We start from the raw sequence: 13,001 nt of genomic DNA, 5'->3' as shown, positions 1-13,001 counted from the left end.
AGCAGGAACAGGTGAAATGAGAGTGGCTAAAAAACGAGTGTTATTATTATCGGAAGGTTTCGGTGCCGGACATACTCAAGCTGCCTATGCGCTCTCAAGCAGCTTGCGGAAGCTTTCTCCGGATGTGCAGACAAGAGTGCTGGAGCTGGGGAGCTTTTTGAATCCGAGAATGGCCCCGCTTATTATTACAGCATACAAGAAGACTGTTGTATCGCAGCCTCGCCTAGTCGGATTGGTTTACCGTCATCAATACAAAAAATCATTAAACCGTCTTACAACGCTCGCTTTGCACCGGCTGTTCTACACACAGACCCGAAATATTCTCCGGCAGCTTCGTCCCGATTTGGTGGTATGTACTCACCCTATCCCGAGCGCAGTCATTTCACGCTTGAAGCGCTTAGGCTTACATGTACCGCTGTGTACCGTCATTACAGACTACGATGCACATGGTACATGGATTAGTCCCGAGGTTGACCGGTACTTTGTGTCTACGCCTGAAGTCATGCGTAAGCTGCGCGCGCGCGGAGTTTCCGTATCGAAAATCCAGGTAACTGGTATTCCGGTTCATCCAAATTTTTGGGAACATCCTGGGCACGATGAAATCAGAGAACAGTTTGGGCTAAAATCCATCCCGACGGTACTCGTTATGGGCGGCGGCTGGGGCCTGATGAACGACGAAGTCATACATCGTTCGCTTACCGATTGGAGAGAAAAAATTCAATTTATTTTTTGTTTGGGGCATAATGATAAAATTCGTCGTAAAATGGAGTTGGATCCTCGGTTCAATCATTCAAACATTCATATTTTTGGATTTACACGGGAAATCGACAAATTAATGGAAGTGTCGAATCTACTCATTACCAAGCCTGGCGGAATGACATGCACCGAAGGGCTGGCCAAAGGGATTCCGATGCTGTTTCACAAGCCTCTCCCTGGACAGGAGGAGGAAAATTGTCAATATTTTACGGCTCAAGGCTTCGGAGAACCGATTACTTCGCTGGACGTTGTCGTGAAATGGATGAACCGTCTGCTATACGATTTTCCAGAAATCGTTCGCAAGCGACAAGAGCACATCCATAATGTAGCGCGATATTATCCTCTTCAGAGCGCACAGAGTATTTTGGATATACTGGAACCAAACAGGGTGCTTTCCTAAAAGGAAGCACCCTGTTTGGTTTACTTTAATTATTTTTGTCTATGGTTACTTTCCGTATTTTTCGAGCCGTGTTTTTTCGTACTCTGCCAAAGCGTCTTTCCCAATCAACACCTCGACACGATGAATGTTCATACCTTTACCCATAAACTTCTGTTCATATTCCGTCATGACATGCTCCTCATTGATTCCGTCACGATGAAGGTTTAACGAAATGTTCGTCATTTGCAGACCGCTGTCGGCGAATGAATTCAGAGAAAACTCAAACAGTGTCTCCGAGTCCGTCTTAAAATGAATTTGCCCTTTGCTGTTCAATAGCTGACGGTACTTGTCCAAAAAACGCGGATGCGTCAAACGACGGCGTGCATGCTTGGCTTTAGGCCAGGGATCGCTAAAATTCAGATAAATGCGTTCTACTTCTCCTGGTTCAAAAACATTTTCGATCTGTTCGATATTTGCCAGGGCCAACTTGATATTAGGCGGTGTAACAACCTCTGAATCACTCCAGGCCAGACGGGATTTTTCGGTAGCACGGCGAACCAGCTCATCATACATATCAAAGCCGATATAGTTAACCTCTGGATTTCGGTAGCTCATTTGGCTTATAAATTGCCCTTTACCCATGCCAAATTCCACATGAATGGGACGATCATTACCAAAAAGCTGCTGCCATTTCCCCTTATACTGTGATGGTTCCAAGATGACCAGATCTTGCTGTTCTTCCAGACTTTCACGTATTCCTTTTCTTCCGCGTAAACGCATGTTACTCCTCCATATACTCTGTTATCAAGGAAAAAGGAATTTCACCCCCGCTTGAAGATACGGAAATGAAATTCCTTTTTCAATATATTTGGATTGGGGTCCAACTAATTTAATTGTTCATAGTCTACCCCATCAGCAGGTGAAAAATCAATTGTCTTTTGGCAAGCGGCTCTGATTTTTTGACGTGCAGACGTTCCAATCTGACGATCCTGTCCAAAACGGACACCCGTCAATGCTAACGCCTCATCAAAGGTCAACTCAACCGTAACTTTATCCATACGCGTCTTATCCTGCGTTTCCATAAAAGATCACCTCACGGGTTATTTGTGATGGAACCGACGTGCACTTCCCCTAAAGCAGGCGATAGAAACAGCACAGCTGCCTCCCTGAAGAATAATCATTAGCGACTGATAACTTTTTATCTTCAGGATAAAAACAGTCCTTTTATCATATGTCTGGTACCGCTTACAATATAACATATTGTGTAACCTTTTTCAATCCGGAAAGCCATAAAATCCGCACTTTTTAATGACTTTCTCGGTCAAGTGATTCCCATTTAAGATTGAATTTTGTTACAATAGGGTGATCGTAAAAAAAGGAGTACACCCATGAAAACAGATTTGTTGCCTGCTCCTCTCCAGTGGGGAGATAAACGGTTCCATACCTGGAATTACGAAATGCACGAGCAATTTCAAAATAAAGTATTTAAAGTCATGCTGGATGCGGGTTTTACCTGTCCAAATCGCGATGGTTCCATCGCCAAAGGGGGTTGTACCTTTTGTAGTGCACGCGGATCAGGTGATTTTGCCGGACGTCGCCGTGATGATTTGGTCACCCAGTTCAATACGATTCGGGACCGCCAGCATTTAAAATGGCCCAACGCTAAATATATTGGCTATTTTCAAGCCTACACGAATACATATGCCCCGGTTGAAGAGCTGCGAGAATACTTTGAGGTTATTTTAGAGCAGCCCGGCGTTGTCGGTCTGTCCATCGCTACACGTCCGGATTGCCTGCCTGATGATGTCGTGGATTATTTAGCCGAGCTGAACGAACGCACGTATTTGTGGGTCGAAATGGGTCTGCAAACCGTCCATGAATCGACCTCTGAGCTGATTAATCGCGCTCACGATACTCAATGTTATCTGGATGCCGTGGAAAAGCTGCGTAAGCGAAATATCCGTGTGTGTGCCCATATTATTTATGGTCTGCCCCTGGAGACGCATGAAATGATGCTCGATACAGGACGTGCAGTAGCAGCTATGGATGTGCAGGGCATCAAAATCCATCTGCTGCATCTCATGCGCAAAACGCCGATGGTCAAGCAGTACGAAGCAGGATTGCTACGCTTTTTGGAAAAGGACGAGTACATTAAGCTCATTGTAGATACGCTGGAGTTTTTGCCCCCTGAAATGATCGTTCATCGGTTGACCGGAGATGCCCCTCGCGATTTACTGATGGGTCCCATGTGGTCGCTTAAGAAATGGGAAGTGCTGAACGGCATTGATAATGAACTGAAATCACGTGAAACGTGGCAGGGAAAATACTGGAGGAAGTCTTAAATGGGATTCCTGTCTGTTCTGAGCTATGCTCATCAATTGGTAGCTGCGCGAGTGCAGCCAGGCGATACTGCTATAGACGCCACCGTCGGCACAGGCGCAGATACGTTGTTTCTGGCTAAAGCAGCTGGCAAACGGGGGCATGTCTACGGCTTCGATATCCAGCAGGAAGCCTTGGATTACGCCCGTCGTCGGCTGGAAGAAGACACTTCCCCTTCAATAGCAGAAGTATCACTGTTGCTGCAAGGCCATGAGCAAATGCAGCAGGCCATTCCAGACCGGCTGCATGGCAAAGTGGCTGCGGTCATGTTTAACCTCGGCTACTTGCCGTCCGAAGGGGCTGATCCTACGGTCATCACGCATACAGACAGCACACTCGTCGCACTCGAAGCTGCCTTGCAGTTGCTGCGGCCACGTGGGATTCTGACTGCCGTATTATATCCTGGGCATGCCGGCGGCAGGGAAGAAGCAGAAGCCGTCCTTCAATGGGCTTCTGCCCTTCCAGTCTCCAGCGGTCAAAGCATTATTTACCGTCAATTACAACGAGATGCTTCACCTTACGTAGTGGCCGTTGAAAAGAAATAATGTCGGGGTATTCTCGCGTATTTAGGTAATGAGCTGCTTTTTTAGCCGCCTTACATATATTTTTAGCGCCATATGGGCCTATCCATCCTGATTTATTGCCCAGCGGCACGTTTTGATTTCCTGATTCAGTTAGATCGTAGTCATTACTCATTTTGGAGGAGAGAAACTATGCTAAAGCCATACCCGCTGCAATTTCAACCTGAGTTCAAAGAGAGAGTTTGGGGAGGACGAGCCTTAGAACAATTTGGTCTGACCCCACCAGAAGGACATATTGGTGAAGGATGGATGATTGCCGATCATCCGAATGGAACAACAACGGTTATCAATGGCGAGCTGGCTGGAAAAGGACTGGATGAAATTCGCCAGACCTATGGACAGGATTGGCTTGGGGCAAAGGGCGTATCGAAAAAAGGCGGACGTTTTCCACTTTTGATCAAGCTACTGGATTGTAATGATGACTTATCGGTTCAGGTGCATCCCACAGATGATTACGCTGGACTTCCAGCTGGAGAATTAGGAAAAACTGAAATGTGGTATGTGCTTGATGCCAAGCCGGATGCCAAAATTATTTATGGTCTGACCGAAGGTGTAACTCGTGAAAGTCTGCGTACAGCTCTTGAGAGCGGAGATATCATGGGCAGTTTGCGCCAGGTTCCAGTTGAAGCAGGCGATACATTCTTCATTCCTGCTGGAACCGTACATGCACTGTGTGCGGGTGTTGTTGTTGCTGAAATCCAGCAAAATTCGGATACGACCTATCGTTTATATGACTACAACCGCCCCGGTCTGGACGGCAAACCTCGTGAGCTGCACATCGAGGACTCCCTTAATGTAACTTCCTACGAAGGTGCAGGCGCAACAACGATGAAAACGGATGGCTTGCAGCCTGGAGAATGGCTCCAACTGGCATCCTGTGAGTATTTTGTTGTAGAAAAGGGTATTGTAGATGGAAGTTGGACACTTTCTACAACGGAAGACAGCTTCACTATTCTTGTGGTTTGCGAAGGCAGTGGGACCATAACATGGGACAATAATATGGAATCCCTTTCATGTAAAGCAGGAGATTGCTTCCTACTCCCCGCTAATCTCGGCGGTTACACGCTAAATGACGGAATGACCGTACTTAGATCTTATCTTCCTTAAAGCTTAAAGGATGTGATGTCTGATCATGCGGGAATACACCTTCACCATCGCTGAAGATGACGGAACAGAGCTTTTTGCCTACCGCTGGCTGCCCGAGCAAGATGTTCCCGTCAAAGGGATCGTTCAAGTTTCGCATGGCATGTGTGAGACGTCCTACCGCTATATTCGGCTGGCTGAAAAGCTCACTGCTTCTGGCTACGGCGTGTATGCTAACGATCATATCGGCCATGGGCGCACAGCTGGTGATCCTGATAAGCTGGGTATGCCGGGAGCAAATGCATTCAATCGAATGGCAAAAGGCATGCTGGAGCTAGGCGAAATTGTGGCCAAGGAATTCCCTGATCAACCTCGTTTTTTACTAGGTCACAGCATGGGGTCCTTTTTAACCCAAAAAGTTATGTATGATGATCAGCAGTCGTATCACGGGTTTATTTTATCAGGAACCAATGGCCGGCGTGGTCTGCTGAAACTCGGAGAGCAGGTTGCTCTGCTGCAAGCCAAACTGCAGGGAATGGATCATCGCAGCATGTTGCTCAACGCTATGGTTTTTGGCGGCTTTAACCGTGCCTTTCGCCCTGTGCGTACAGCGTTCGACTGGCTGTCTCGTGATCCTGATGAAGTAGATCAATTCGTACACGACCCATTATGCGGAGCTATTTGCACGACAGGCTTTTTTCTTGATTTTTTTAGGCTTTTGCAAGAAATCCACTGGCCTTCATCGCTGAAAAAAATCAATCCCAAACTACCCGTTTATATTTTTGCCGGGGATCGTGATCCAGTGGGCTTGTTCGGCAAAGGTGTGTTGTCGCTAGTGGATATGTATAGAAGCCTAGAGCTTCAAGACGTGGAGTATCGCCTCTATCCTGACGGTCGCCATGAGATGCTGCATGAAACCAATCGCGACGAGGTAATGAATGATATCGTGGACTGGCTTGACCGTCATATTAACACAGGGGAGACCTCTGTTTCCATTTTGTCTGGAGCCTCTGAAGCATCCAGTTTATCAGCATCACCCAAGTCATCATCCTAGTGAGAAATTAACAAAAGAAACCTTTAAAGTCACTTTTATCGTGCTTTAAAGGTTTCTTTTGTATTCCTTTATATTTCAACAAGGTATCATTTCTGAATTAATCACCAAGCATTTCGTTCTTTCAGGGAAGTAATATGAGCTGTGTGATGTTTGCCATGCCAGGCATAGATGCCAATGTTTCGTTCCAGACGGATCGTCTGGCCTGATTCAGGATGAATAAATGTTCGGTGCAGCTGATCTTCCCCCAACGAACGCAACATGGTCACCCAACGTTCATGTAGTCCCTCCAGCAGTTGCAACGAGGGTTCCAGCGGAAGCTCCCTCGCATCTGGTATTTCGGCCCAGCGCCCCTCATCATAGGGCTTGATTGTCGGTGTATCCTCGGTCAGCGCCAGCTTAAAACGGATATAGCTATTCATATGACTGTCTGCCAAATGATGCACAACTTGCCGAATCGTCCATCCCCCTTCGCGATAAGGCGTATTGAGCTGCTGCTCATTCAGTCCTTCGACCGCCTGACGCAGTTTTCCAGGCAATTCAGCAATGTCGTCAATCCATGTGATCCGCTGCTCTTCTGTAATCGTATCTGGAATCATGAATGGTCCAATCGGATAGCGCAAGTCTTTGTCCAAAACAGTTCCCGCCCTTCTCTGTATCTGAATGTCTGTACTGTCTATAGCCTTATGTTAGTACTATGCAGGAAAAAAAGCAGACCCGCAAGAGTCTGCTTTTGTCATGAACGTGCAGAGGTGATACACTCGCCAGATTTATGTTATCCTTCCAGCAACAATGATTCGGGATCTTCCAGCAATTCTTTGACCGTTACCAGAAAACGAACCGCCTCGCTACCATCAATAATACGGTGGTCGTAGGACAACGCGATATACATCATCGGACGATTTTCCATACGTTCCTCATCGATGGCAATCGGGCGGAGCTGGATTTTATGCATGCCCAAAATACCTACTTGCGGCGTATTCAGTATTGGCGTAGACAGCAGGGAACCGAAAATACCTCCGTTGGTTATGGTAAAAGTTCCCCCTTGCAAGTCTGCCAGCGAAAGAGAATTGGAGCGGGCTTTGCTAGCCAAATCCGCAATGCTCTTCTCGATTTCAGCAAAACCAAGACGATCAGCATCCCGGACAACGGGAACGACCAAACCTTCCTTGGCAGATACAGCAATCCCGATATCATAGTATTTTTTCAGTACGATATCATCGCCATTGATTTCTGCATTCACCATAGGGAAACGCTTGAGCGCGCCAACCACTGCCTTCGTAAAGAAGGACATGAAACCCAACCCTACATCGTGTTTCTCCTTGAATTTATCTTTACGACGTTTGCGCACATCGAGAATGGCAGTCATATCCACTTCATTAAAAGTGGTCAGCATGGCGGCTGTTTGTTGTGCTTCCACAAGACGCTTGGCAATCGTTGCTCTCCGACGGGACATCCGTTGCCGCTCCACAGGCTTACTATACTCTGTATGAGCTGGGGACGGAGTCACAGGCTTGCCAGCAGCAGGAGGCGAAGGTACAGATGCTGTACGTGATGCTTCAGCACTGTTATGCGTTTTTACGTCTTCCTGGAACACACGTCCGAGCGGGTCCTTTCCCTGTACCTGCTCCAGATTAATCCCGCGCTCACGCGCCAGCTTTCGGGCGGATGGTGATGCCGTCTGACCATTCCCGTCGCTATTGGAGGGAATGGTCGGTGCAGGCTTTTCTACTGCTTTACCGCCGCTTTCTACGGAAGCTGGTGAAGTTGCTGCAGACGGCGCCTCAGGCGCTTGAGTCGCTGCGGCTTCTCCGGCCCCGGTTGCTTCCGCACTGCCGCTTCCGATCAAGCCAACAGCTTCACCGATAACCACGGTGTCCCCCTCCTGACGAAGGATTTTTTGGACCACACCTGCTTCTTCCGCACTAATTTCCAGATTAACCTTATCCGTTTCCAGCTCCAGAAGAACATCTCCCTGTCCTACGGAATCCCCTTCCTTCACAAGCCATTTGGAGATTGTTCCTTCCGTGATGGATTCTCCCATTGCTGGCACTATAATATCGCTCACAGCCGCTACCTCCCCAGTGTAATATTGTTTTTGGAATCCTGCTTCAACGCCGATTGAATAATTCGTTGTTGTTCTAGGCTGTGTACTTGCTGATAACCGCTCGCCGGGCTGGAACGATCCGGTCTGCCTGCGTAGCGAATTTCCGCTCCCTGTGGTACAACCTCTCGCAGACGAGGCTCCATATAACTCCAGGCGCCCATATTTTTAGGTTCTTCCTGAGCCCATACGAACTCCTTCACATGTAGGAAGCGGCTGAAAATATTCCGAATTTCCTCTGCCGGGAAAGGATATAGCTGCTCCACACGAATAATGTGCAGACGCTCTTCGGCCTCATTCCCGTTCTTATCCTTCTCCAACGCTTCCTCCAGATCAATGGCAATCTTGCCGCTGCACAGTATAATGCGCTCTACGCGATCCGGACGTGATCCCAGACCAGGTTGTTCCAACACAGGACGGAATGTTCCCTCGCTGAATTCAGAAGCAGGCGAAGCGACACGATTGTTGCGAATCAGACTCTTGGGCGACATCATCACAAGCGGACGTGCTTCCTCGCTTTCGCTTAATGCAGCCTGACGGCGCAGCAGATGGAAATACTGTGAGGCACTGCTCAAATTGGCGACAGTCCAGTTATTTTGTGCAGACAACTGGAGGAAACGCTCCAGACGTGCACTCGTATGCTCTGGCCCTTGTCCTTCGCTACCATGCGGTAACAGCATTACCAGACTGGACTTCTGTCTCCATTTGGCACGGCCGGCGGAAATGAATTGGTCGAAAATAACCTGCGCACAGTTGGCAAAATCACCGAATTGCGCCTCCCAAATAACCAACGTCTCAGGAGAAAACACGTTATACCCATATTCAAAGCCGAGAACCGACGCCTCAGACAATGGACTGTTATGAATACTGAACGAAGCACGTGCTTCCGGCAATGTATGCAGCGGGCAATGGGTACGCCCGGTTTCAGGCTCATGCAGCACAAGGTTACGATGAGCAAAAGTAGCTCGCTCCGCATCCTGACCTGTCATACGAATAGGCTTGCCGTCTGCTAGAATGGTGGCCAAAGCCAGCGTCTCCGCCAAGCTCCAATCTACCTTTTCACCCTCGTTCAGAGCTGTTTTTCTACGTTGTAAAATTCGTTCCAGCTTCGGATATACATGAAAAGCCTGTGGCCATTTGAGCAAGTTTTCATTGATTTGGCGCAGCTTTTTCAATTCAACCGCCGTACGGACCGGTGTGCTCTGATTCTTTTTCGCCTTCACAGCTGTAAATTCTGGCTCTTCTTCCGGTTGATTCTTCACATGCTCATGCGCTTCCTTCAGCCGGGTTTGGACCTTATCGATAAGACTGGCAGTATACCCTTCATCGACAATGCCCTGCTTCATCAGCTTTTGAGCATACAATTTGCTAACCGTTGGATGATTTTTCACCTTACGATATACCAGCGGTTGGGTTGTTTCTGGGTCGTCGGATTCATTGTGACCATAACGACGGTAACCAATCAGATCAATCAGAAAATCCTTTTTGAAACGATTGCGGTATTCGCCGGCCATACGAGCGGCAGCAATACAAGCCTCTGGATTATCCGCGTTCACGTGTACAATCGGAATTTCGTAACCCTTAGCCAGATCGCTGGCATAACGGGTTGAACGTGAATCAACACTCTCTGTCGTAAAGCCCAGACGATTGTTGACAATGATATGCACTGTACCGCCATTACGGAAGCCGCGCAAATTCGTAAAATTAAGTGATTCGGCTACGATACCTTCACCCGGGAATGCCGCATCACCGTGCATAATAATGGTAGCCGCCTTGCTGACATCCAGCTTCGGATAGCCTGCTTCACTGCGATCTTCCTGTGCTGCACGCGAAAATCCTTGCACCACCGGATTGACATATTCCAGGTGACTTGGGTTGTTCGCCAATGTCAGACGGGCCTGTACGGCTTCCCCATCTTTTACAAAACGATCTGCGCCCAGGTGGTATTTTACATCCCCAGTCCAGCCGTAATTGATTCCTGTGGACCCTTCCGACGGGATCAGATCCTTATTCGGCGAATGATGAAATTCAGAGAAAATTTTGCTGTAAGGCTTGCCCAGCACATGTGCTAGCACATTGAGACGGCCGCGATGCGCCATTCCCATCAGGACATGACTTGCTCCCGCATTTGTAGTTAGACGAATAATCTCGTCGAGTACAGGGACAAGCACATCATTACCCTCGATGGAAAAACGTTTCTGCCCGACGAATGTTTTATGCAGGAACTCTTCGAATTGTTCTACTTCTATCAATCTGCCCAGCAAAGACTTGCGTTCCTGTGTTGTAAGTGGCTTGGAGGACCAACCAGATTCAGCATAGCTATTCAACCAGCTACGTTCCTCCTCGTTATGAATGTGACTAAATTCATAGGCAATCGGTCCCGTGTATGCTACACGTAGTCGTTGAATGGCTTCCCATCCATTCAGTGTTCCCGCAGGAGCGTTATCCCATATTAAAGAGGCTGGAAAAGCCTTCAGGTCTTGTTCAGTTAAACCGTAAGATGCTGGATCAAGCAACCGTGTATCCTGCTCTTCATCCAGTCCCAGTGGGTCAATTTGGGCGGCCAAATGTCCGTATTCACGGATATTCCACACCATTTTGCCCGCTGTAACCGCTTTCTGCAATGTGTTTGAATCAAGGTGCCCCAGAGCATTTGTAGGGGGGCCCTGCAATTTGTTGTCTATCATGGAAGCAGCCGAATATTCGGATTGCGGCGGCTCGCCCCATTGATCAAACAGCTCGCGGTAAGCCGGATCAACTGTTCCGGGGTCCGCTACATACTTTTCATACTGGTCCTGCACATAACCTAGATTAGGTCCGTAATACGTCTGCCAAGGTACCTGTCTGCTGCTCTCTTCCATTGTCATCTCGTTCCCTCCGTCAAATTTTGAAATTCATAGCTGGACGGAAATCATTTTCATTTTGTTGTTTTGTTAAATCTTTAATTTGAGTAATTCACACTATGTTCACATTATATGAAATCCATCATCAAAAGTCGAATTTCACAGTGTTTATTTCTCTTCCATTGTATAAACTTTTCTAGCTATGAGCATTTCCTTTTTCTCAACATATCCATGCGTAAATGAGATGAATCGGGTTGTTCTGTATTTCCTGTAGTCTTTATCATCTAAAGATTAGAATGTGATATAAAAAGATATCCTAATCACAAACTTAAATCTGTGATTGATATACAAAGTAATCGCTACAAATAGCGAGACGTTAGCTTAATTAAGATTGAGATTGACACCCTTTTGTGAGTCAGGAATCAAACACCGGACAACCCAAATACCCAGCCATTGGATATCAACTGATGGCTGGGTATTTGGGTTGCCGATACGATGCAAATTCAAACTTAAAGTGACATTAAAGTCACTTTTCTGTACAATTTTCCTACTTTTCACTATTATTTTACTTAGGCATCTAAAAACCGCTTTGAAAGCGAAAGGGATGGAACTGTGACTGGACTAAAACAAATACTTAGAAACAAGAATTATGTCAGATTTTTTCTGGCAACCTTTGCCTCACAAATGGGAGGAGTTATCGGGGTTACTGCATTCATGTTTTATTTGTTGAAACGGTTTTCAAGTCAGCCTTACTATGCAACGATTGCCGAGTTAATGTATTCGCTCCCGATGCTGGTAGTATTTCTCGTGGTTGGAGTGCTGGCAGATCGGATGGACAGACAAAAAATTGCTGTTAATTGTGACTGGATTAGCGCAATTTTATCTTTATGCTTGCTTATTTTTATTTGGGTCGATTCGATTCCTTTGATATTTGCCCTCCTCTTCATCCGTAGTGCTGTCTCCAAATTTTTCTTCCCAGCCGAAAGTGCCATTGTACAGGGGATATTAAACGAAGATGATTACACCATTGCCGCAGGCCTTAATCAAATGATGGGGAGTCTTTTCATGTTATTTGGAGGAACTCTGGGGGCCGTCGTTTATTGGCATCTTGGAATTACTGGAGCTATCCTCATTGATGCTGTTTCTTTTATTGTGTCTGCACTGCTTATTCACTCCTGCAAAATTTCCAAGGAAGTACGCCTTCCGAACGGGGCACATCATTTTAAACAACTAAAATTCAAACTTGTCATGATCGATTTTAAACAAGGATTTCTTTACATATTACGCAACAGACTATTGCTTTGGTTGGTTTCAGGCTTTTTTATGTTTGGTATTTTAAATGGTGGTTTTAGTGTTTTACCGATGTTTATTCTTAAATATAAGCTAGCTCCAGGCAACTATGAGCAGTATACGGTATGGGCAGGTATTATTTTTGGAGCTGGTGTGTTGCTTGGTACCCTAATCGCTTCGCTCATCTCCGCCAAGTTAAAGCTACACCAAATGATTGCAGCCGGAGTTCTGGTAGCCGGATTGGGGATGTGCACACTTGGATTTGTTAACCACCTCTATGCTTTTCTGATGATCAATTTTGTCATTGCACTGATCCTTCCGTTCATTAACATTGGCATAGGAGGATGGCTGCCTCGTATTGTAGATCCTCAAATGATGGGACGTGTGCAAGGTTTGATTAATCCGTTAATGATGTTGTCCCAGTCTCTTACATTAGGTTTTATTGCTGTGAGCTTTCCTTCATTTATTTCAATTGAGCTCTTGTTTTTATTAGTTGGGGTCTGTACCGTTTTTGTAGGAATATACTACACTATTG

General features: G+C 46.7%; 11 protein-coding genes. 6 read left to right on the top strand and 5 right to left on the bottom strand.

Annotation, left to right across the window (positions count from 1 at the left end):
• Positions 1-22 precede the first annotated feature (22 nt).
• Entirely contained in the window at positions 23-1,156 is a 1,134-nt protein-coding gene (locus AC5V8P_RS06820; protein WP_419866075.1) for an MGDG synthase family glycosyltransferase, read from the top strand.
• 45 nt (positions 1,157-1,201) lie between these two features.
• Here the strand turns inward: AC5V8P_RS06820 and trmB are convergent, their stop codons facing one another.
• Entirely contained in the window at positions 1,202-1,915 is a 714-nt protein-coding gene (trmB, locus tag AC5V8P_RS06815; protein WP_063209950.1) for a tRNA (guanosine(46)-N7)-methyltransferase TrmB, read from the bottom strand.
• A 104-nt stretch (positions 1,916-2,019) separates the two neighbouring features.
• Positions 2,020-2,217, bottom strand: a complete 198-nt coding sequence (locus AC5V8P_RS06810; RefSeq protein WP_063209951.1) for a hypothetical protein — start codon at positions 2,215-2,217, stop codon at positions 2,020-2,022.
• Positions 2,218-2,523: 306 nt separating this feature from the next.
• On the opposite strand from AC5V8P_RS06810, the gene mnmL reads away from it, so the two are divergent.
• The 4 genes from mnmL to AC5V8P_RS06790 all read left to right on the top strand — a co-directional run bounded on the left by mnmL (position 2,524) and on the right by AC5V8P_RS06790 (position 6,232).
• Positions 2,524-3,477 carry a tRNA modification radical SAM protein MnmL/YtqA gene (gene mnmL, locus AC5V8P_RS06805; RefSeq protein ID WP_064795332.1) on the top strand — a complete coding sequence of 318 codons (954 nt, stop codon included), beginning with the start codon at positions 2,524-2,526 and terminating at the stop codon, positions 3,475-3,477.
• The gene (mnmM, locus tag AC5V8P_RS06800) at positions 3,478-4,059 is read left to right on the top strand and encodes a tRNA 5-(aminomethyl)-2-thiouridylate-methyltransferase MnmM (RefSeq protein ID WP_063209953.1); all 582 of its coding nucleotides are present in this window, start codon (positions 3,478-3,480) and stop codon (positions 4,057-4,059) included. It begins immediately after the preceding gene.
• A 168-nt stretch (positions 4,060-4,227) separates the two neighbouring features.
• Complete coding sequence (locus tag AC5V8P_RS06795; RefSeq protein ID WP_063209954.1) at positions 4,228-5,202, top strand: type I phosphomannose isomerase catalytic subunit; 975 nt, start codon at positions 4,228-4,230, stop codon at positions 5,200-5,202.
• A gap of 25 nt (positions 5,203-5,227) precedes the next feature.
• On the top strand, positions 5,228-6,232 hold the full coding sequence (locus AC5V8P_RS06790) for an alpha/beta fold hydrolase (protein WP_063209955.1): 1,005 nt from the start codon (positions 5,228-5,230) through the stop codon (positions 6,230-6,232).
• A 101-nt stretch (positions 6,233-6,333) separates the two neighbouring features.
• On the opposite strand, the gene AC5V8P_RS06785 is transcribed toward AC5V8P_RS06790, so the two are convergent.
• From AC5V8P_RS06785 to AC5V8P_RS06775, 3 genes are all read right to left on the bottom strand, one after another.
• The gene (locus AC5V8P_RS06785; protein ID WP_064795333.1) at positions 6,334-6,864 is read right to left on the bottom strand and encodes a YfiT family bacillithiol transferase; all 531 of its coding nucleotides are present in this window, start codon (positions 6,862-6,864) and stop codon (positions 6,334-6,336) included.
• Between the two features lie 140 nt (positions 6,865-7,004).
• On the bottom strand, positions 7,005-8,297 hold the full coding sequence (gene odhB, locus AC5V8P_RS06780; RefSeq protein ID WP_064795334.1) for a 2-oxoglutarate dehydrogenase complex dihydrolipoyllysine-residue succinyltransferase: 1,293 nt from the start codon (positions 8,295-8,297) through the stop codon (positions 7,005-7,007).
• Between the two features lie 5 nt (positions 8,298-8,302).
• On the bottom strand, positions 8,303-11,200 hold the full coding sequence (locus tag AC5V8P_RS06775) for a 2-oxoglutarate dehydrogenase E1 component (RefSeq protein WP_064795335.1): 2,898 nt from the start codon (positions 11,198-11,200) through the stop codon (positions 8,303-8,305).
• 588 nt (positions 11,201-11,788) lie between these two features.
• Between AC5V8P_RS06775 and AC5V8P_RS06770 the strand changes: the two genes are divergently transcribed.
• A partial coding sequence (locus AC5V8P_RS06770) for an MFS transporter (RefSeq protein WP_495473585.1) occupies positions 11,789-13,001 on the top strand: 1,213 nt, incomplete at its 3' end.

The sequence above is a fragment of the Paenibacillus sp. N119s genome (assembly GCF_059447605.1).
This window is presented reverse-complemented; position numbering and strand designations above follow the sequence as displayed.